This is a genomic window from Anaerobacillus sp. CMMVII (assembly GCF_025377685.1).
Lineage (GTDB): Bacteria > Bacillota > Bacilli > Bacillales > Anaerobacillaceae > Anaerobacillus.
Window position 1 is genome coordinate 158,602 of sequence record NZ_JACEHK010000017.1, and the last position, 21,522, is coordinate 180,123.

General features: G+C 38.9%; 22 protein-coding genes and 1 pseudogene. All 23 read left to right on the forward strand.

Annotation, left to right across the window (positions count from 1 at the left end; all coding sequences use genetic code 11):
* The first annotated feature begins 554 nt into the window (after positions 1 to 554).
* Positions 555 to 2,810: a S8 family serine peptidase gene (locus tag H1D32_RS22235; protein ID WP_261180386.1), complete on the forward strand. Its 2,256-nt coding sequence runs from the start codon at positions 555 to 557 to the stop codon at positions 2,808 to 2,810.
* A gap of 492 nt (positions 2,811 to 3,302) precedes the next feature.
* The gene (locus H1D32_RS22240) at positions 3,303 to 3,536 is read left to right on the forward strand and encodes an AtpZ/AtpI family protein (protein ID WP_261180387.1); all 234 of its coding nucleotides are present in this window, start codon (positions 3,303 to 3,305) and stop codon (positions 3,534 to 3,536) included.
* A gap of 44 nt (positions 3,537 to 3,580) precedes the next feature.
* Complete coding sequence (locus H1D32_RS22245; RefSeq protein ID WP_261180388.1) at positions 3,581 to 3,949, forward strand: ATP synthase subunit I; 369 nt, start codon at positions 3,581 to 3,583, stop codon at positions 3,947 to 3,949.
* A 30-nt stretch (positions 3,950 to 3,979) separates the two neighbouring features.
* Entirely contained in the window at positions 3,980 to 4,696 is a 717-nt protein-coding gene (atpB, locus tag H1D32_RS22250; RefSeq protein WP_396126314.1) for a F0F1 ATP synthase subunit A, read from the forward strand.
* Positions 4,697 to 4,801: 105 nt separating this feature from the next.
* Complete coding sequence (gene atpE, locus H1D32_RS22255) at positions 4,802 to 5,017, forward strand: F0F1 ATP synthase subunit C (RefSeq protein ID WP_261180390.1); 216 nt, start codon at positions 4,802 to 4,804, stop codon at positions 5,015 to 5,017.
* A gap of 92 nt (positions 5,018 to 5,109) precedes the next feature.
* Entirely contained in the window at positions 5,110 to 5,601 is a 492-nt protein-coding gene (gene atpF / locus H1D32_RS22260; protein WP_261180391.1) for a F0F1 ATP synthase subunit B, read from the forward strand.
* Positions 5,598 to 6,152, forward strand: coding sequence for a F0F1 ATP synthase subunit delta (locus H1D32_RS22265; protein ID WP_261180392.1), 555 nt, complete (start codon positions 5,598 to 5,600; stop codon positions 6,150 to 6,152). Before atpF ends, H1D32_RS22265 begins: the two co-directional genes overlap by 4 nt.
* Before the next feature lie 11 nt (positions 6,153 to 6,163).
* Positions 6,164 to 7,671: pseudogene (atpA, locus tag H1D32_RS22270) on the forward strand (F0F1 ATP synthase subunit alpha).
* 68 nt (positions 7,672 to 7,739) lie between these two features.
* Positions 7,740 to 8,597, forward strand: coding sequence for a F0F1 ATP synthase subunit gamma (locus tag H1D32_RS22275; protein WP_261180393.1), 858 nt, complete (start codon positions 7,740 to 7,742; stop codon positions 8,595 to 8,597).
* 38 nt (positions 8,598 to 8,635) lie between these two features.
* Complete coding sequence (gene atpD, locus H1D32_RS22280) at positions 8,636 to 10,048, forward strand: F0F1 ATP synthase subunit beta (protein ID WP_261180394.1); 1,413 nt, start codon at positions 8,636 to 8,638, stop codon at positions 10,046 to 10,048.
* 224 nt (positions 10,049 to 10,272) lie between these two features.
* Positions 10,273 to 10,677, forward strand: coding sequence for a F0F1 ATP synthase subunit epsilon (locus H1D32_RS22285; protein ID WP_261180395.1), 405 nt, complete (start codon positions 10,273 to 10,275; stop codon positions 10,675 to 10,677).
* 279 nt (positions 10,678 to 10,956) lie between these two features.
* On the forward strand, positions 10,957 to 11,322 hold the full coding sequence (locus H1D32_RS22290) for a four helix bundle protein (RefSeq protein ID WP_261180396.1): 366 nt from the start codon (positions 10,957 to 10,959) through the stop codon (positions 11,320 to 11,322).
* A gap of 356 nt (positions 11,323 to 11,678) precedes the next feature.
* Positions 11,679 to 12,050 (forward strand): NADH-quinone oxidoreductase subunit A, encoded by a 372-nt coding sequence (locus H1D32_RS22295; RefSeq protein WP_261180397.1) that lies wholly within the window; start codon positions 11,679 to 11,681, stop codon positions 12,048 to 12,050.
* Positions 12,041 to 12,577, forward strand: a complete 537-nt coding sequence (locus tag H1D32_RS22300; RefSeq protein WP_261180398.1) for a NuoB/complex I 20 kDa subunit family protein — start codon at positions 12,041 to 12,043, stop codon at positions 12,575 to 12,577. The genes H1D32_RS22295 and H1D32_RS22300 overlap by 10 nt, the downstream gene beginning before the upstream one ends.
* Positions 12,574 to 13,053 (forward strand): NADH-quinone oxidoreductase subunit C, encoded by a 480-nt coding sequence (locus H1D32_RS22305; RefSeq protein ID WP_261180400.1) that lies wholly within the window; start codon positions 12,574 to 12,576, stop codon positions 13,051 to 13,053. Before H1D32_RS22300 ends, H1D32_RS22305 begins: the two co-directional genes overlap by 4 nt.
* A gap of 13 nt (positions 13,054 to 13,066) precedes the next feature.
* A complete protein-coding gene (locus H1D32_RS22310; RefSeq protein ID WP_261180401.1) occupies positions 13,067 to 14,176 on the forward strand; it encodes an NADH-quinone oxidoreductase subunit D in 1,110 nt (369 codons plus the stop codon).
* The gene (nuoH, locus tag H1D32_RS22315) at positions 14,176 to 15,132 is read left to right on the forward strand and encodes an NADH-quinone oxidoreductase subunit NuoH (protein WP_261180402.1); all 957 of its coding nucleotides are present in this window, start codon (positions 14,176 to 14,178) and stop codon (positions 15,130 to 15,132) included. The genes H1D32_RS22310 and nuoH overlap by 1 nt, the downstream gene beginning before the upstream one ends.
* Before the next feature lie 5 nt (positions 15,133 to 15,137).
* Positions 15,138 to 15,587, forward strand: a complete 450-nt coding sequence (locus tag H1D32_RS22320) for a NuoI/complex I 23 kDa subunit family protein (protein ID WP_261180403.1) — start codon at positions 15,138 to 15,140, stop codon at positions 15,585 to 15,587.
* Positions 15,584 to 16,084, forward strand: coding sequence for an NADH-quinone oxidoreductase subunit J (locus H1D32_RS22325; RefSeq protein ID WP_261180404.1), 501 nt, complete (start codon positions 15,584 to 15,586; stop codon positions 16,082 to 16,084). Before H1D32_RS22320 ends, H1D32_RS22325 begins: the two co-directional genes overlap by 4 nt.
* Before the next feature lies 1 nt (position 16,085).
* Positions 16,086 to 16,394 carry an NADH-quinone oxidoreductase subunit NuoK gene (nuoK, locus tag H1D32_RS22330; RefSeq protein ID WP_196121195.1) on the forward strand — a complete coding sequence of 103 codons (309 nt, stop codon included), beginning with the start codon at positions 16,086 to 16,088 and terminating at the stop codon, positions 16,392 to 16,394.
* 193 nt (positions 16,395 to 16,587) lie between these two features.
* Positions 16,588 to 18,477 carry an NADH-quinone oxidoreductase subunit L gene (gene nuoL, locus H1D32_RS22335; RefSeq protein ID WP_261180405.1) on the forward strand — a complete coding sequence of 630 codons (1,890 nt, stop codon included), beginning with the start codon at positions 16,588 to 16,590 and terminating at the stop codon, positions 18,475 to 18,477.
* Positions 18,474 to 19,997 (forward strand): complex I subunit 4 family protein, encoded by a 1,524-nt coding sequence (locus H1D32_RS22340; protein WP_261180406.1) that lies wholly within the window; start codon positions 18,474 to 18,476, stop codon positions 19,995 to 19,997. Before nuoL ends, H1D32_RS22340 begins: the two co-directional genes overlap by 4 nt.
* Positions 19,998 to 20,002: 5 nt before the next feature.
* On the forward strand, positions 20,003 to 21,460 hold the full coding sequence (locus H1D32_RS22345) for an NADH-quinone oxidoreductase subunit N (protein WP_261180407.1): 1,458 nt from the start codon (positions 20,003 to 20,005) through the stop codon (positions 21,458 to 21,460).
* The last annotated feature ends 62 nt before the right edge of the window (positions 21,461 to 21,522 follow it).

Genomic DNA, 21,522 nt, shown 5'->3' on the forward strand with positions numbered 1-21,522 from the left:
AGTTATTGAAAGCTTAATCGAGAGAAGGCCGTACCATTTGGTGCGGTCTTTTTATTTGGCTGTTTTCGCAAAGTTTGTTGCTTTCGTAAAAATCCCAAAAGCCGGATTTTTACACAAAATACTAAGAATTCACCACTAATTTAATAAGTATTGCTCTTTTCTTACTTAATTTATTGGGGGATATCTTCATCTAAGGTATTTTTTCGATAATTTTAGAGTAAAAAAGCAACAATGTTTACGAAAAGAGCTTTTTATTTTTTTTAGGTCACAATAAAGAGTCCGGAGTTTCCTGAGGATTACAAGGTGCAATGGAGCTGATTCAAGTGTCCTACCAAAGAAAAAGTAACCACACTTTGTCATAGTGCACATTATGCTTTTCTGTGATGCCCTACTAGGTTGCTCTTTAACGTATATAATTTCTTTTTGCTACAGAGCAACACCCACACAACTCTAAACTTTACACTCTACACTCTCAACTATAATACGCATGTTTTTGTTATATTGTGGAACGATAAAAAATGCTAATTTCATAAAGGAGGGAATATCGGAAAAGAATGAGAAAACTATTATTGTTAACGATTATTTTTACAGTTAGCTTTATTCAGCAAGGTCTAGCAGCAACATTCCCGGAGCGCCCTCCATTCGACAAAGGAAATACTGCCGAGGACACAGTCGTTATGGTAGAAGTGGATGGAGATCCCAATGAAATATTGGCTAAAATTGAGCAGGAGCTTCCTAACAGTCAGTTTCGAAAAATGTTTCAGTCACTATTTACCGGTTTTTCGTTGCAACTGAAGAAACAGGATATTGCTCATCTTGAAGGGATTGCCGGTATTAAACGTGTTGATCCGTTAAGAACGTATGAAGTTACGTTAGATGAGAGTGTACCTTTTATTGGTGGCGGAAACATTCGTGGAAAGCTAGATAAAAAAGGTCAACGTTTGACCGGTAAGGGAATAAAAATCGCTGTTATTGATACAGGTATTGATTATGACCATCCGGATTTAAAGAAAAATTTCAAGGGCGGTTATGATGTCATTGATCAAGACGGCGACCCAATGGAAACGACAAGGGAGCAAGGGTTATCGACCATCCATGGCACTCATGTAGCAGGGATTATCGCTGCTAACGGAAAGATTAAAGGTGTAGCTCCAGAGGCAGAGATTTATGCCTATCGAGCTCTAGGACCTGGTGGAAAAGGAACGACAGAACAAGTAATTGAAGCCATTGAAAAAGCAGTTGAAGATGGTGTTGATATCATTAACCTTTCCTTAGGGAATACAGTCAACGGTCCAGACTGGCCGACGAGTATTGCTTTGGATAAAGCAGTGGAAAAAGGGGTCATCGCAGTAACCTCAAACGGCAATAGTGGTCCAAACATGTGGACAGTAGGATCGCCAGGCACGTCGCTTAAAGCAATTTCAGTTGGGGCATCGACCCCACCGCTGAAGGTCCCATATTTAACATTTAAAAGTGAAGATCGAGAAATTTCCTTGAACATGATGGTTGGTTCGAAACCTTGGACGCACAAAAGAGATTACCCGATCAAGGAAATTGGCTTAGGGCGAGTCGAAGATATGAAAGAGGTTAAAGGAAAAGTTGTACTTGTAAAAAGAGGAGTGATCCCTTTTTACGAAAAAGCAAAAACAGCGCAAGATGCTGGAGCAATCGGAGTAATTATCTATAACAATACGCCAGGAGCGTTTATGGGTTCGCTAGAAATGCAATTAGATATTCCTGTAGTATCTATTTCGAAGGAAGATGGTGAATGGTTAAAAGACCAATTGGATGTAAATGAAAAAAATTATATAAGAACGATTTATCGGAAAGAAGAAGACCAGATTGCTCCGTTTAGCTCGAGGGGACCTGTAACCCACACCTGGGGAGTGAAGCCTGATGTTGTTGCTCCAGGAGTCTCAATTGATAGTACGATCCCAAAAGGCTATTTAGGACTAAATGGAACGAGTATGTCAGCACCACATGTTGCTGGTACAGCGGCGCTAGTGAAACAAGCACACCCTGACTGGTCGCCTGAAGAGGTTAAAGCAGCGATCATGAATACAGCAAAACCCATTGAAAATTTAGAAGGCATTCCGTATTCGCCTCATGAACAAGGGACTGGGCGCATCCAAGTAGGCAAGGCAGTCCATGCTGAAACTCTCGTTTATCCAGGTACTGTAGGTTTTGGGAAATGGACACGTGAGCAGGCAAGGCATACCAAGGATGTTGAGATTACAATTAAGAATACATCTCAAAAAACAAGAACCTATCACGTTAAACCGCCGTTTGTTGTACCAGACGGTGTTCAATGGAAGGTCCCATTCTCGATCACCTTAAAACCTGGTGAAGAAACTCAGGTACCGATTACGATCGACATTTTACCAGCTGTCTTTCAATCAGGCATTCATTATGGGGAATTTGTTGTCGAAGGTGGGAAGGATCCTGTTCGAGTTCCGTATATGTTTTTTATTGAAGAACCAAATTATCCGCGATTAATGGCTTTTTCCTTTGAATTTGGGGATGAACAAGGCAAGTATCGTTATGAGATCTATTTGCCAGGCGGAGCGGATGAAGTGGGAATTGCTCTCTACGATCCAGATACGTTCAAGTTCATAAAGTATCTAGACGTCAAGGAGAACGTAGAACGAGGCTTACTTGAAGTGGAGTTGGATGAACTTCAGATAGAAGAAGGTATCTATAAAACGCTTGTCTATGCCAATAAAGAAGGAAAAGAAGACCTCATTGAAACAATGATTTATATTGGCGAAGATATTGAAAAAATTTCCGGGCATAATATGCTTACTAGGTAAGTGTACAGTTTAGAGTGTAAAGTTGATAGTTGTTTCCGCTTCTTGGAGATGCACTCAAAAAGCATCGGCGAAAAACTTGTAACGACTCTACACTCTAAACTCTTAACTGAAATTTAGTGGTAATTTATTGTAAAATGTTGAACATTTTATGTCGATTTAAGTTATAATGATTTGTGAATTACTTAGCTTGTTCACTGAATTGCCTTATATTCAAGGAGGATAAGCACTATGCTAATGTTATTAATTTAATATTTTTTATTTGCTAAATTCGTTGACAGATGGTGTACCCTATTGTACGATTACAAAGGACATAATGATAAGGTTTACATCGGGGAAATCTAACTGGGAAAGCGTATTTGTTTGTTACATAACAGTATAATTAAGAATTATAAATTATGAATTATGAATTATGAATGTTTTTGAGCGTACTGCTTCGAAGCCTTGAGTTCAACTGTTCACAATTCGTAATTCATATTTTATTAAGAGGTGTTTATGCAAAATCCTAAACGCTTTAAACAAACAATGCGTTCGTTAGCTTTAATGTCTACTATTAGCTCCTACTTACTGGGTTCGATCCTGGTAGGTGTTTTTGGTGGTAGATGGCTTGATAGCTACTTCGGAACAAACTCATTATTTCTCATCATAGGACTTTTTTTAGGTCTTGGTACGGGTTCTTACGGAGTCATTATGGTCGTCAAGCATTTTTTAAACTATCATGATAAATGATAGGTCAAGAAAGACCTTGTGTTTTTCTTAAGGAGAAGATCGGAATGGTAGACTATATTTATTTAACCAAACGCTTTACACTGTATACGATTATTTTGATTGGCCTCTTTCTTGTACTAGCCTTTGCTACTCCGTATCAACCAATTTTTCTCGGGCTACTATTAGGTTCTATTGCTAGCTTAAGTAATCTATGGAGTACATATTTTCAGGTGAAAAGGATAGGCGAGTCGATGGAGATTGGACGAGCAAAGTTTTCCTTAGGGACACTCTTTCGCTTCGGTCTAACAATAGGTGCAGTGTACATTGCGTACAGATACCCCGATAAATTCCACTTTATAAGTGTGGTCATAGGTTTAATGCTAACCTATATCATCATATTAATTAATTCAATTTTTCAATTAAAACGTCTATAGTCAGAAAAGAGGTGAAATGAATTGGAAACGATAGCTCCAGTAAGAATAATTCTAGGTCAGCCGGTTAATATGTCGAGTATTCTAATGACAACTGTGGCCGCAGCAATCGTCTTTTTCGTTTGTTTTTTTATGTCTAGAAGAATTCAAATGAAACCAACAGGTGCACAAAATGCATTAGAATGGCTTGTTGATTTCGTTAAGAACATTATCAACAGTAACATGGATTGGAAAGTTGGAAAAAACTTTGTCATGCTAGGTCTTACTATTATCCTTTATGTTTTTGTTTCAAACATGTTAGGGGTTCCGTTCGAAATTAAATCGAAGATTGCTGAGGGTGTTTATGAAGTATGGTGGAAATCGCCGACCTCAGATCCGGTATTAACGTTATCGTTAGCGGCATTTGTCATTTTGTTAACTCATTACTACGGTATTAAACTCAAAGGTGTAAAAGAATACGGTAAGGACTACTTCCGTCCCGTACCATTCTTATTCCCATTTAAAATTGTCGAGGACTTTTCCAACACGCTAACGCTTGGAATGCGTCTTTTCGGTAACATTTATGCAAAAGAAGTATTAATGGTCATGCTTGTTACTTTAGGTAAGAGTACAATTTTCTTAGCCGTAGGGGTGGCACTACCTCTTTTGGTATGGCAAGCATTCAGTATATTCATCGGATCACTTCAAGCATTCATTTTCTGTATGCTAACGATGGTCTACATGTCTCACAAAGTTAGTGAAGATCACTAAAATTTTTACAGATTTACCTACTATTCGTTTATCAATTTGTCCTGAAATATTAGGGCGTAATAATAAAAAAAACTAATTTCTTATATTCTAAAGGAGGATTTTTTCATGGTATTTTTATCAGCAGCAATCGTAGCAGCATTAGCAGCAATCGCAGGAGCATTCGGGGTAGCAATCATCGTTCGTGCTACATTAGAGGGAGTAACTCGTCAACCTGAAATCAAAGGTTCTTTACAAACAATCATGTTCATCGGGGTACCACTTGCAGAAGCACTTCCTATCCTTGCAATTGTTATCTCATTCTTAATCTTAGGTAACGCTTAATATTTTTCGGAAGAATTATTCAATAATGGCGGAGAAAAGTCTAACAACCTCTTCGCCATTCCTTATGTTGGACTCGAAGGAGGAGAATTGTTTTGTTTGAAAATATTCAATGGGTAAATGCAGGATATCAGTTAATCGTATTCCTTATTCTCCTTGTATTACTGAAAAAATTCGCTTTTGGACCGATTATCGGGATGATGCAAAAGCGTGAGGAGCATATTGCAAATCAAATTACTTCTGCAGAAAAAAATCGTGAAGAAGCAGAAAAATACTTAGCAGAGCAACGCGAAGAAATTCAAAAAGCTCGTACAGAAGCACAAAGTATTATTGCTAACGCGAAGAAAATTTCTGAGCAACAAACAGAAGAAATGGTGAAATCAGCGAAAGTAGAAGCTGAGAGAATGAAGGAATCTGCACTAGCAGAAATCAAGAGAGAAAAAGAGCAAGCTGTCTCAGCATTACGTGAGCAAGTGGCGTCTCTATCTGTCTTAGTAGCAACTAAAGTGATCGAAAAGGAACTTGACGAAAAAGCTCAATCGAAGCTAATCGAAGACTACCTTAAAGAAGTAGGCGAAAACCTATGAAACAAGACCACGTTGCAAAACGTTATGCGATAGCTGTATTTGAACTTGCAAAAGAACAAAATGCAGTCGCTCAAATAACAGAAGAATTAAAGGTTGTTAGTGAAGTCGTAGAAAGTACAAATCTATTTGATACGTTCTTTAAACATCCTAAAGTATCAATTGACCAGAAGAAAGATCTTGTCAAAGCAAGCTTTCAAGGGAAAATCAGTGATACATTGTTAAATACATTATTCCTACTCATAGATAAGAAGCGTGAGGGGATTCTTTTTAAAATGGTAGAAGAATTTCTAAAGCTTACAAACGAAGAGCAAGGTGTTGCAGAAGCGAAAGTTTATACTGCAAAACCATTGACAGATGTTGAAAAAATTGGCTTTGAAGCAACTTTTTCAAAGATATCTGGAAAAGGTAAGTTAACCATTAATAATATCGTTGATCCTGAGTTAATCGGCGGCTTCAAAGTCCGCATTGGTGATCGCATATATGATGGAAGCGTTTTAAGCCAGCTTAGACGTATTGAGCGTCGTATGATTCGAGGAAACGTTAGTAGATAGGGGTGAAGGATATGAGCATCAAAGCTGATGAAATTAGCTTAATTATAAAAAGCAAATTGAAGACTATCAGTCTGAAGTTGAAATTAACGATGTGGGTACCGTTATCCAAGTTGGGGATGGTATCGCACTAGCGCACGGTTTAGAAAACGTTATGGCTGGAGAGCTTCTTGAGTTTTCTAACGGTGTAATGGGTATGGCTCAAAACCTAGAGGAAAATGCTGTAGGGATTATCATTCTTGGACCTTACACAGATATTCGTGAAGGTGATGAAGTAAAACGTACAGGCCGTATCATGGAGGTTCCTGTAGGTGAAGCACTTCTTGGTCGTGTTGTTAACTCATTAGGTCAACCAGTTGACGGTTTAGGCCCAATCGAAACAACAGAAACTCGTCCAATCGAGTATAACGCTCCTGGAGTAATGGACCGTAAATCAGTTCATGAGCCACTACAAACTGGTATTAAAGCGATCGACTCTTTAATCCCAATTGGTCGTGGTCAACGTGAGTTAATTATCGGTGACCGTCAAACAGGTAAAACAGCGATTGCAATCGATACAATTATTAACCAAAAGAACGAAAACATGATTTGTATCTACGTTGCGATTGGACAAAAAGAATCTACAGTAGCGGGTGTTGTTGAAACACTTCGTCAACAAGGTGCTCTTGATTATACAATCGTAGTTACAGCGAGTGCGTCTCAACCAGCTCCATTATTATTCTTAGCTCCTTATGCTGGGGTAACTATGGGTGAGCACTTCATGTACAATGGTAAGCACGTTTTAGTAATCTATGATGATTTAACAAAACAAGCATCTGCTTACCGTGAGCTTTCATTATTACTTCGTCGTCCTCCAGGTCGTGAAGCATATCCAGGGGATGTATTCTACTTACACTCACGCTTACTTGAGCGTGCAGCTAAGTTAAGTGATGCAAAAGGTGGCGGTTCTTTAACTGCACTACCATTCATCGAAACACAAGCAGGTGACGTTTCTGCTTATATTCCAACAAACGTTATCTCCATCACTGATGGACAAATCTTCTTACAATCAGACCTTTTCTTCTCAGGGGTACGTCCAGCGGTTAACGCGGGTCTTTCTGTATCTCGTGTAGGGGGTTCTGCACAAATTAATGCAATGAAGAAAGTTGCTGGTACACTTCGTCTAGACTTAGCTTCATATCGTGAGTTAGAAGCATTCGCTCAGTTTGGTTCTGACTTAGATAAAGCGACACAAGCAAAACTTAACCGTGGTGCTCGTACAGTTGAAGTATTAAAGCAAGGCTTACATGAGCCACTTGCTGTTGAAAAGCAAGTACTAATCTTATTTACATTAACAAAAGGCTTCTTAGACGACATCCCAGTAGAAGATGTGAAACGTTTTGAAGAAGAGCTTTATACTCACTTCGATCACAACAACAAAAATCTTTTAGAGCAAATCCGTTCAACTGGTAAATTGCCTGACGAAAATGAACTGAAGGCTGCTATTGAAGCATTTAAGAAAAACTTCGTAAGTTCAAAGTAATAGGGTTCGTTACTTAACGACCTCTACAAGATGGGATACCAGTTTAGAATAAAGGTGGTGAACGGAACATGGCTTCTTTAAGAGATATAAAAAATAGAATTACGTCTACAAAAAAGACGAAGCAAATTACCAAGGCGATGCAAATGGTGTCTGCTGCTAAGCTTAACAAAGCTCAACTGAAGGCCCAGAACTTCCAGCCTTATACTCAAAAAATTCGTGATGTTGTTGTCTCTATTGCTGGTGGTAATACAGAAAAAACACATCCGATGCTACAATCGCGCCCTGTTAAGAAAACAGGTTACATCGTGATTACGTCTGATCGTGGTTTAGCTGGTGCGTACAATAGTTCTATTTTACGTACAGTGTTGAACACGATTAAAGAACGTCATAAATCAGCTGATGAATATGGATTAATCGTCATGGGGCGAATTGGTCGCGACTTTTTCAAGAAGCGTCAAATGCCAATCATCCAAGAAATCGTTGGTTTATCAGACAACCCTACGTATGCGGATATTAAAAATATTGCGAGTACTACAGTTCAAATGTTTACCGATGAGATTTTTGATGAATTGTTTGTTTTCTACAATCATTTTGTCAGTCCAATTAAACAAGACGTAACAGAAACAAAGCTGTTACCGTTAACTGAACTTACAAGTGACGCAGCAACATTGGAATATATATACGAACCAAATGAAGATGTTATCCTAGAACAGCTTTTACCACATTATGCGGAAAGCTTAATCTTCGGAGCTCTTCTTGATGCAAAGGCAAGTGAATTTGGTGCAAGGATGACAGCGATGAGTTCAGCAACAGATAATGCTGGTGCGCTTATTGATGACCTTACATTGAAATTTAACCGTGCCCGACAAGCTGCAATCACTCAAGAGATTACAGAAATTGTTGGTGGAGCGGCGGCCCTTGAGTAACCTTATCTCTGCTTGAATGGAAGTTAGGAGGAAAAATTATGAACAAAGGACGCGTAACTCAAGTTATGGGACCTGTAGTTGACGTAAAGTTCAACCGCGGTGAACTACCTGAGATTTATAACGCTTTAAAGATCTCTCACAAAGCACAAAATGCTGGTGAAGTTGATATTGAGTTAACATTAGAAGTTGCACTTCACTTAGGTGATGACTCGGTTCGTACAGTTGCGATGGCTTCTACAGACGGTGTTGTCCGTGGATTAGAAGTAATCAATACTGGAGCTCCGATCTCTGTACCAGTAGGTGAAGTAACACTTGGACGTGTATTTAACGTATTAGGGGAAAACATCGACTTAGACGAGCCAGTACCGGCTGACGTAAGAAGAGACCCTATCCATAGATCTGCACCAAAATATGAAGAACTTTCAACTACAACTGAAATCCTTGAAACAGGAATTAAAGTAGTAGACTTACTTGCTCCTTACATTAAGGGTGGTAAGATCGGTCTTTTCGGTGGTGCCGGTGTAGGTAAAACAGTATTAATCCAGGAATTAATCAACAACATCGCTCAAGAGCACGGCGGTATCTCTGTATTTGCCGGTGTAGGTGAGCGTACTCGTGAAGGAAATGACCTTTTCCACGAGATGAGTGATTCTGGAGTTATCAAGAAAACAGCAATGGTATTCGGTCAGATGAATGAGCCACCTGGAGCACGTATGCGTGTTGCCTTAACTGGTCTTACAATGGCAGAATATTTCCGTGATGAGCAAGGTGCAGACGTACTTTTATTCGTTGATAACATCTTCCGCTTTACACAAGCAGGTTCTGAAGTATCAGCCCTTCTTGGTCGTATGCCTTCAGCGGTAGGTTATCAGCCAACATTAGCAACGGAAATGGGTCAGCTTCAAGAACGTATCACATCAACAAAAACAGGTTCAGTAACATCGATCCAAGCGATCTATGTACCTGCCGATGACTATACGGATCCAGCTCCTGCAACAGCATTCGCTCACTTAGATGCAACAACAAACCTTGAGCGTAAGCTTTCTGAGATGGGTATTTACCCTGCGGTAGACCCACTTGCTTCGACTTCAAGAGCATTAGCTCCTGAGATCGTTGGTAAAGAGCATTATGATGTAGCACGTCGTGTTCAGCAAACACTACAAAAATATAAAGAATTACAAGATATCATCGCTATCTTAGGTATGGATGAGTTATCTGAAGAAGACAAGTTAGTGGTTCACCGCGCTCGTCGTATTCAATTCTTCTTATCGCAAAACTTCCACGTTGCTGAGCAATTCACTGGACAACCAGGTTCATACGTACCAGTTAAAGAAACGATCAAAGGTTTCAAAGAAATCCTTGATGGTAAGTACGATGATCTTCCAGAAGATGCATTCCGTCTTGTTGGACGTATTGAAGAAGTTGTTGAAAAAGCTAAGGCAATGGCATAGAAAAGCGTCAGATGGGCATCGTGCTCCTGCGATAATTTTTCGCAAGGTAGCAAAGAAGTATCTCAGAGCCGTTGCATCTCTGCAGCTAGACATCGTGATAAATAAGTTTAGATATTAAACTTAATGATTCTAAGCTACTTTAGTGAAATGTAGTTCACTGAATTAGTCTCCACTCATAGAGTAGCCACAATCCGTGGCTCCTAGGGTGCTTAAGGAGGGTTTTCATGAAGACAATGAATGTCAGTGTTGTAACCCCTGATGGTAAAGTATTCGATGGAGACGTTGAAATGGTAAGTGTACAAACGATTAACGGTGGACTTGGTATTTTACCAAATCATATCCCTTTAGTTACTCCTTTAACCATTGGAGCGGTTCGAATTAAAAAGGATTCTGAGATAACACTTGTAGCGATCACTGGTGGCCTAATGGAAGTTCGCGGTGATCAAGTAAGTATTCTTGCAGAATCAGCTGAATTGCCATCAGATATCGACGTTGCCCGTGCTCGCGCTTCTAAAGAACGAGCAGAGCGTCGCCTGCAACAAGCAAAACTAGATGACATCGACTTCAAACGTGCTGAAATGGCCCTTAAACGTGCTATTAACCGTTTGAACGTTGCAGAAAGAAAATAAAAAAAAGACGCTGCGGCGTCTTTTTTTTATTTTCTTTCTGTAGTGTAGAGTTTATAGTGTAAAGTTTAGAGTTGTGATTGTAACTACGAGAAGTAAAAGATGTTAGATTTTTGTTTGTAAATTCGTAGGAAAAAGACTATATTAAAATTAACTTCCCCACTTTTTACTCTGTTTTAATTTCTATTGCCTTTTCCTCCTTGATTTACCCACAGACTCTACACTCTACACTCCTACACTTTAAACTATTAATTAAAGAAAGAAAGAAAGATTGGTGATTCAATGGCAAAAAGTATCGTTAAGGAAAAGTCGTTTCAATTTGCTCTAAATGTAATTAACCTCTACAAATTCCTAGTTGACGAAAGAAAAGAATATGTAATGGCTAAACAAGTCCTAAGATCAGGGACAAGTGTTGGAGCTAATATCTCTGAAGCATTAGCTTCACAATCAAAGAGAGATTTTATTTATAAGTTAAATATATCTCTCAAAGAAATATCTGAAACAATTTATTGGATTGATTTACTTCAAGCGTCCGGCTATTTAAAAATAGATAGGACAGAAAATTTACGAAAGGAAGCAGTTGAAATAAAGAAGATTTTAACTGCAATAATTAAGACAAGTAAGATCAATTTAGATAAAAGTGGATAATAATTTACTATTCTCACAATCGAATTTCTCCTCGAATAAGCTCACATCAACTCTACACTTTACACTCTACACTTTAAACTCATCGTATATAACAGTCAAAAAAAAGTTATAGTACAAACAAGTTTTTTTCGCCTACAATTCGACACAATTACATGGTCATTTTTATAGAAAACAGCATAGTTAATAGTCAGAAAATTGTTATAATACCGGGGTTTTACGAGGTTTAGAACATTATGATAGTGTAATGTATAAAAAATAGAATATTGAGAAAAATGTGGACATAATTTGAACGCCTTTGTTATAATTTAGAAGGGGAGTTGAATTACAAATATGCAAGGAATGGAGGGAGAGAGCGCATGGAATTAGATCTGTATTCAAACGGTTATTTTTATGTCATTGTATTTATGCTTTTAGGTATTGCACTTCCTGTTGTGGCGTTGACTGCTGGTCGTTTTTTAAGGCCACACAACCCGTATCCTGATAAGTTAGTATCTTATGAAAGTGGGATTCTACCGACAGGAGATGCCCATGTCCGGTTCAATATAGCCTATTATATAGTAGCGCTAGAGTTCTTGATTTTTGATATTGAAACCGTTTTCTTATATCCTTGGGCAGTAGCCCTTGACCAATTAGGTTGGTTTGGGATCAATGCAATGCTTATCTTTATAGTTGTACTTGCGTTAGGCCTTGCGTACTCTTGGAAAAAGAAGGTGCTAGAATGGAACTAAAAAAACAGGGGTTAGAGGAATTTGATCCGGCAGTAGTAGAAGAAGTACAGCGTAATGTCCTTATTACAAAGGTTGAAGAAGTAAAGGCATGGGCTCGTACAAGGTCTTTCTGGCCATTAACATTTGGATTGGCTTGTTGTGCAATCGAAATGATGGGTACTGGAGCGGCACGTTATGACTTAGACCGTTTCGGTGTACTTTTCCGTGCATCACCACGTCATGCTGACTTAATGATCGTAGCGGGTACAGTAACTGCTAAAATGGCACCGGTTGTAAAAAGACTATACGATCAAATGCCTGAACCAAAGTGGGTTATCGCAATGGGGTCATGTGCTACATGCGGTGGTCCATATCACAAAGCTTATAGTGTTGTTAACGGCGTTGATAAAATTGTACCTGTTGATGTTTACATCCCAGGTTGTCCACCAACTCCACCTGCGCTGTTAGATGGTATCGAGAAACTTCGTATTCAAATTAGAGAAGAAGCTAAGGGCAAGAGAAGGAAGAAGGTGGGCCAAAGGATATGAGTCAACAATTACTAGATCTCGTCTTAAATAAAATTGAACAATTATCAGGCCCGGAAGTAGTAATTGAAAGTAGATTAAATTTTGAAGAACCTTTTATTACGATCAACAGTGACAACTGGACATCTGAAATAGCTCAGATGTTATACGATGATCAAAGTTTGAGGTTCAATTTCCTATGCTGTTTAACGGGTGTTGACTATGAAGAGCATTTAGAAGTTATCTATAATTTTTATTCATTGGAATTAGACCACTACCTTTGCATTAAAGTGAAGACACCAAGATCTAATCCAAAGGTAATTTCGTTACAACCGATTTGGAAGACTGCTGATTGGCATGAGCGTGAAGCTTATGATCTATTAGGAATTGAATTTGACGGTCATCCAAACCTTACCCGAATTTTATTAGAGGATGATTGGGTTGGTCATCCGCTTCGTAAAGATTATAAGTTCGACAAAGAAGAAATGGGTTTATCGTAGGGGGTGACTGTTGATGAGTATAAAAGCTGAGCAAATGGTATTAAATATAGGCCCGCAACATCCTAGTACACATGGTGTTTTTCGTATTGAGGTAGTAATTGAGGGTGAGATTATTAAAGAAGCGAGACCTGTAATCGGATATTTACATCGGGGTACAGAAAAACTTGCTGAAGATTTAACGTACTCTCAGTTCATTCCATATACAGATCGTCTAGACTACTTAAATGCCATGACTAATAATTACGTATACTGTGCGGCTATCGAGAAGCTCATGGAACTTGAAGTGCCAGAACGTGCCGAATATCTCCGTGTCATCACAATGGAGCTTAACCGGATTGGAAGCCACTTATTATGGTGGGGAACGTACCTTCTAGATATTGGGGCTCTTAGTCCATTTATTTATGCATTTAGAGATCGTGAAACGATTATGGATCGCTTAAATGAAATTAGTGGTGCAAGGATGACATTCAACTACATGCGTATTGGTGGCGTGAAATGGGATGCGCCAGAGGGTTGGGTTGAAAAAGTAAAAGAAACAGTTAAAGAACTTCGCAAAAACTTTGAGGAGTACCATACACTTGTAACTGGAAATGAAATTTTCGTTGGACGTACAAAAGGTGTAGGGCATATTTCCAAAGAGGAAGCAATTAACTGGGGACTTTCAGGTCCAATATTACGTGGTAGCGGTGTAAAACATGATTTAAGAAAAGATCAACCTTATTCTATTTATGATCGTTTTGATTTTGAAGTCCCAACGAGAGAAGAAGGGGACTGTTTTGCTAGATATGAAGTAAGGCTTGAAGAAATGTTCCAGTCTTTGCGAATTGTTGAGCAAGCTTGTGAGCAAATTTGTGAAGGTGAAATCATTCACAAAAAAGGGCAACGAATTATGATGATTAAGCCACCTGCTGGGGAAACATATTTCCGCTGTGAAGGTTCAAAAGGTGAAATCGGAGTTTACGCTATTAGTAATGGTAAAAATAAGCCATACCGAGTCAAATTACGTCGTCCATCATTTGTAAACACGTCAATTTTAGCAGCAAAGCTAAAAGATGAAAATATTGCAAATTTAGTTGCACTCTTCGGAAGTCTTGATGTCGTTCTCGGGGAGGTCGATGCATAATGGAAATGCTATATATCATTATCTATGCTGTGACGATGCTAGGACTTTTGTTAGGTGCGGTAACGTATACGATTCTTTTTGAACGTAAAATTATTGGTTACATGCAGCTTCGTCCTGGTCCAAACCGTCACGGTCCTTGGGGATTGACTCAAACGATCGCCGACGTTTTAAAGCTTTTGCTAAAGGAAGATATTATTCCAGCAAAAGCGGATAAGAATATTTTTGTTATTGCTCCGGTTATTGCGTTCGCACCAGCGTTTATGGTACTAGCGACAATTTCATGGAGTGAAAATATTGTCGGTGCTGACTTAAATATCGGTATTTTATACTTTGTTGGTATTTCATCACTATCAACGATAGGTGTGTTAATGGGTGGATGGAGTTCTAATAACAAGTATTCATTAATGGGTTCCATGCGTTCCATTGCCCAAATGATCAGTTACGAAATCCCGTTAGTATTAGCAATTATCGGTGTTGTTATTTTAGCAGGGTCATTAAACCTAAGAGACATCGTTTTTGCTCAGCAAGAATTAGGTGTTTGGTTTATTGTTCCACAGCTTTTAGGTTTTGTTATTTACATGATTGCTGCTATTGCCGAGTTAAACCGTTCGCCATTTGACTTACCTGAAGCAGAAAGTGAACTCGTATCAGGATATCATACGGAGTATAGTGGGTTCCGAATGGCATTCTTTATGCTTGCAGAGTATGTATACGCAATTGCAATTGCGGCACTCGCAACTACATTATTCTTAGGTGGATGGTTAGGACCAGTTCTACCAGGTATCGTATGGTTCTTCCTCAAGATGTCAATCTTTATGTTCTTTTGGTTTTGGTTACGTGCAACATTGCCACGTGTCAGAGTGGACCAGTTAATGGCCTTTGGATGGAAGGTTTTAATTCCACTAGCACTTCTTAACATTGTCATTACGGCAGTGATAAAAGTATGGATGGGGTGATATAGATGTTTAAATTATTGAAAGGTTTCGGTGTAACACTGAAATACTTTACTAAAGAGAAGATTACCATCCAATATCCAGAACAAAAACAGGTAATGCCTGAACGTTTTCGCGGGATCCAGCGTTTTTTCCCTGATTTATGTATCGTCTGTAACATGTGTGTTACTGCGTGCCCAACCGATGTTATTACCTTAACAGGTAAGCCGCATCCAGATAATCCGAAGAAAAAAGTAATTGATACGTATAACATTGATTTCCAAGGATGTATTTTATGTGATTTCTGTACTGAAGTTTGTCCTACACAAGCGATTGTTATGACAGCAAAATATGATAACCTTTCAGATTATGAGAGAGATCCACTCTATAAAGACATTGATTGGCTTTCTGGTAATGAAGTATACGGAAATTACACAGTGAAGAAAGCAGAAGAACCAGAGCGAGGTGAAGAGAAATGAGTGGAGAGTTAGTTCTTTTTCTAATACTAGCCATTCTTGCAATCTCGTGTTCTGTTCTAGTTATCATTTTAAAGAGGATCGCCCATCGGGTTTTATCAATGGCATTTACATTTTTTGCTGTTGCAGGTATCTACTTTTTACTTAGAGCAGAATTTATAGGTATTGTTCAGATTATGGTTTATGTAGGGGCGCTTTCGATCCTATTCGTTTTCGGTATGATGATGACTGATCATAAATTAGTGTCATTTGGTCCAGAACGTAATTTAGCCCACAAAATAGTGAGCTTTATAGGTGTCGGCGTACTTCTTTTATTAATGCTAGGCGGAATCTTTACACTTGATGTGCCTAGCGGGGGGCAAGACCTTTATATCGCATCTGCAGAGGATATTGGGGTTGCTTTATATGGAAACTACGTCATTGCGTTCCAAGGAGCAGGTATTTTACTACTTGCAGCGTTAGTAGGAGCCATTGTAATGGCACGAAAGGAGGCCGATTAGAATGGTACCAATAACGTTATATCTTGCCTTAGCAGCTATTCTATTTTGTATCGGCTTATATGGGGTACTTACGAGAAGACATCTCGTTATCGTTCTTGTTTCAGTAGAGTTAATGTTAAACGCGGTCAATATTAATCTAGTAGCATTTTCTAGCATTGGACCGTTCGCCAATATTACAGGGCAAGTATTCACTCTATTTGTCATAACTGTAGCTGCAGCTGAAGCAGCAGTTGGTTTAGCGATTTTAATTGCCTTATACCGTAATCGAAAATCAATTGATGTTATTAAACAAGATCTTATGCGTTGGTAAGGCTATAGCTTAAAGAAGGTTCAAAAATGAGGATAAGCAGAACGGAGAAGGTCGAGGCGGCAAGGCTTCAAGCAACGTAGTGTATACAGAAATACATAAGTAGCAGAGAAGTGAGCCAACGAAGAAATTCGACAGAAATGGTTACCGGAATTTTTTGAACGTCTGCTAGACTAAAAGAGGAAAAGGTGATGGTATGATGCAATTTGCCTGGATAATACCCGTCTTCCCACTATTAGCCTTCGTGTTGCTTCTACTTTTTGGAAGAATACTGAAAGAAAGAGCGGCTTACGTTGGAATTATTGCAATGGCTGCTTCATTCGTGACGGCAGTAGTCGTCTTATTCGAAAGAATCGGTGGGGAAGGTTATAAGTACGTTGTAAGGTGGATTACCTTTGGGGAGCACACAATTACAATGGGATATGAAGTAACGGCATTAAACGCAATGATGTTAATTGTTGTTACAACTGTAAGTTTACTTGTTCACTTATTTTCAAAACAATACATGCATGGGGATGATCGTTTCCCAGTATTCTATTCATACTTAGGGTTGTTCTCATTCTCAATGTTAGGTCTCGTCCTATCTCCTAACTTATTACAACTTTTCATTTTTTGGGAGTTAGTAGGGGTGTGTTCATTCTTACTAGTAGGTTTCTGGTTCTTCAAGCCTGAAGCTGCTGCTGCGGCAAAAAAGGCATTTTTAACAACAAGAATTGGGGATGTAGGATTACTCATTGGTCTTATTTTAACGTTTATTTATACGGGATCATTTGAGTATGAGACAATTTTTGCAGCAGTTAGCAATGGTTTAGTTGAGGAAACAATGATTACTGTAATCGCTATCTGTATTTTCCTAGGGGCGGTCGGTAAATCTGCTCAATTCCCATTACATGTCTGGTTACCTGACGCAATGGAAGGTCCGACACCAGTTTCAGCATTAATCCATGCTGCAACGATGGTAGCTGCAGGGGTATACTTAGTTGGAGTTATGTATCCTGTGTTCTTAGCATCAGAAACTGCGATGACAGTTGTTGCTTACACTGGTGCGATCACAGCGATTTTCGCTGCATCAATTGCGCTAGTTAACACAGATATTAAACGTGTTCTTGCCTATTCAACGGTGAGTCAGCTAGGATTTATGATTTTAGCTTTAGGAACTGCTGGTTATGTAGCTGGATTGTTCCACTTAATGACTCACGCTTTCTTTAAAGCACTTCTATTCTTAGGAGCAGGTAGTGTTATTTATGGAATGCACCATCGTCAAGACATTCGTGAAATGGGTGGACTTTGGTCGAAGATGAAGGTAACAGCCATTACATTCTTAATTGGAACAATGGCCATTGCTGGTGCTCCTTTACTTTCAGGGTTCTGGAGTAAGGAAGTAATCTTAGCTGCTGTATTCTATAATGGGGACCCGTTATTATTTGCGATTGCCTCTATTACAGCTGCGATGACAGCATTTTATATGTTCCGTTTATTCTTTAAAGTATTTACAGGGAAATATCGTGGAGACGATAACCTAGAAGCTGGCGAGCACCATCATGAACCACATGAAAGTCCAAAAGTGATGACAATTCCGTTAATTGTATTAGCTACTCTAGCAATTTTTGCTGGTTATGTGAATACACCAATTTTCGGTTTCCATCTTGAAGGATTTTTAACAGAGGGATTAAATGTTGGTAAGCAGGCTCACGGTGAGCTTTGGTTAGTTGGTTACTCAATCCTGATTGCTGCAATCGGATTTGTTCTATCATATTTAATCTACTTCAAAGGAACAATTTCTGAAAGTTTCTTCCCGAAAATGGCACCAGGAGTACACAAAGTGCTATTGAACAAGTACTACATGGATGAGCTTTACTTAAAAGTATTTGTACGTCCGGTAGTAAACCTTGGGAAACTCCTTTGGGCAGTCGATCGCTTCATTATTGATGGGATCGTTAATATTACTGGATACCTTGCAAAGGGAACAGGCTATGTAATTAGCAGAAGGCATACAGGACAATTGCAAACTTACGGTTTAGTATCAGTCGTTGGTGGACTCGCAGTTATTGCCCTTGCCTTTGTATTAAGGGGGTATTTCGGATGATCCCAAATATGTTAAGTTTAATTGTTTTTCTACCATTATTAGGGGCGTTAATTGTTTTAACAATACCTAATGAGCATAAAAATGTTATTCGTTCGATTGCTGGGGTTACATCTTTTGTAACAATGATTTTATCGTTTATCGCTTGGGCGAACTTTAGCCGTGGCGTATCAGGTATGCAGTTCGCTGAGAACTTTACGTGGATCGATTTAGGATTTGTTTCATTTAATTACGACCTAGGTGTAGATGGTTTATCGATGCCATTATTAGTATTAACAACAATTGTTACATTTTTAGCGGTTATCGCTTCTGTGACAATTAAAGAGCGTGTCAAAGAATACTTTGTATGGATGCTAATCCTTCTAACAGGTATGCTTGGTGTATTCGTTGCACTAGATATGTTCTTATTCTTCTTGTTCTTTGAATTAACGTTAATTCCAATGTTCTTTATCATCGGGATTTGGGGCGGAAAAGAACGAGAATATGCTGCATTTAAGTTCTTGCTTTATACAGGACTTGGGAGTGCGCTAATGTTAATTGCTTTCTTTGCAATGTTCTATCAAGGAGCAATGGCCCAAGAAGCAACATTAAACTTCCTACGCTTAGCTGAAATTTACGCTAACCCGGCGAATGCTGAAGCTATTACTAATACGTTCAGAGCTGGTTTATTCTTAACATTATTTATTGCTTTTGCTGTAAAACTACCAATTTTCCCTTTCCATACGTGGTTACCAGACGCTCACGTTCAAGCACCTACTGCTGCTAGTATGATTTTAGCGGGTGTCTTGTTAAAAATGGGTGCCTATGGATTACTACGCGTTGGATTTGGAATTTTACCAGACCAAGCAGCTAACTTTGCGTATTTAATTGCAATCCTTGGGGTTGTAAACATTATTTACGGTGCTCTATTAGCTCTAGTTCAGAAAGATTTGAAGAAGCTTGTTGCTTACTCAAGTATTTCGCACATGGGGATTGTTTTACTTGGAGCTGCATCGTTCACAACTGCAGGTATGCAAGGAGCAATTTTCCAATTAGTTTCTCACGGATTTATCGCAGCACTTCTATTCTTTATGGTAGGTGCAATTTACGAGAGAACACATACACGTATGATCGAAGAATTAGGCGGGCTTTCTAAGACGATTCCAATCTTAGCTGGATTTTTACTTGCGGCGGCCATGGCTTCCGTTGGGCTTCCAGGTATGTCGGGCTTCGTTAGTGAATTCCTAGCGTTTACGGGTATTTTCTGGGCATCTCCTGAGGTGATTCCAGCCGCAAAAACGATCGCTGTTGTTGCAGCATTAGGGATCATTCTTACAGCTGCTTATCTGTTATGGGCAATGCAAAGAACTACTTTTGGTCAATTACACCAGTCCCATGCGCACCTTCAAGATGCACGTCCAATTGAGTTTGTCCCAATGGTTTGTTTACTTGGGTTAATCATTCTAATTGGAGTTTACCCTGCGATTTTAGGTGACGTAATTAATACTACAGTGATCGACATTGTGTCGAAGATAGGGGGTTAAAGACAATGGCAGCATTTAACGCAGACTGGTCTTTAATGACTCCGGAGATTGTGTTAGCAATACTTGCACTAACAGTGTTTACAATTGATTTTACGACAGGCATTCGTGGTAAAAAGCCATTCATTGGCGTTTTAAGTTTCATTTCACTTATAATTACCGCTGTATTAGTAGTCGTATTTAATCAAACTTCTGGATCAATTGTGTCAAACACGTTTATCGTTGACCCATTTGCAATGCTATTTAAGATTGCGATCTTAATTGGGGTAGCGCTTGTTATTCTGACATCAATGTCCTACATGGATAAGCATAAAGAAATGTACCAAGGTGAAATGTATTCGTTATTACTTTTTGCAGCACTTGGTGCAATGCTAATGGTTTCATCTGCAGACTTGATCACGTTATTTATCGGTTTAGAGCTACTTAGTATTTCATCATACTGCTTAGCTGGTTTCCGTAAATCACAATCAAAATCTACAGAAGCAGCTCTTAAATATGTCATACTTGGTGGAACAGCATCTGCTTTCATCCTGTACGGTATGTCGTTTGTCTATGGATTAACAGGAACAACCAATTTAGCAGCAATCGGTAGAGCAATGCCACAGCTTTATGCAGACTATCCCTACCTAGTAATCATGTCTCTATTATTCATGATCGCTGGTTTTGGATTTAAAATTTCTGTTGTACCGTTTCACATGTGGGCTCCAGATGTTTATGAAGGATCACCAACACCGATTACTGGCTTTTTAACTGCAGTATCAAAGGTAGCTGGATTTGCGATTTTAATTCGTATTTTATCAGTTGGCTTTGGCGGTATCTATCAGGAGTGGTACTTCATTATTGCTGTGATTGCAGCTTTAACAATGATCGTCGGTAATACAGTAGCTCTTGTTCAATCAAATGTGAAGCGATTAATGGCTTACTCAGGAATTGCACAAGCAGGTTACTTACTAATACCACTAGCAGCATCATTATCGTTTAACATTACAATGAGTATGATTGTGTATTACACGTTTGCTTATGTATTCATGACATTAGGAGCGTTTGCGATCATTTCTTATGTAACAGAAGATGCAAATGATGAAGACCTGTCAAGCTTTGCTGGGCTTTATAAACGTTCGCCGTTTTTAGCTCATTCAATGACTGTGTTTTTAGTATCGATGGCGGGATTACCAATTACTGCTGGATTTGTTGGGAAGGTATACATTTTCCTAGGGGTAATGACGAGCCAAATGGTATGGCTTGCGGTTATTATGATCGTAACGAGTACAATTTCGTTCTTCTACTACTTCGGGATCATCAAACAAATGTATATGAGAGATCCTAAAGAAGAAGATAGCATGCTAAAAGCACCGACAAGCATTTCGCTTATCGTGACGATTTCACTTATCGGTACTTTTGGGCTAGCTCTATTTGCCAACATGCTAACCAATTATATGAACGGCTTAAATTGGATCATCCTTTAATTTAGCCAAAAATTAAATAATTTAAACCTACCAAGAAACATTTTTTGGTAGGTTTTTTTCTT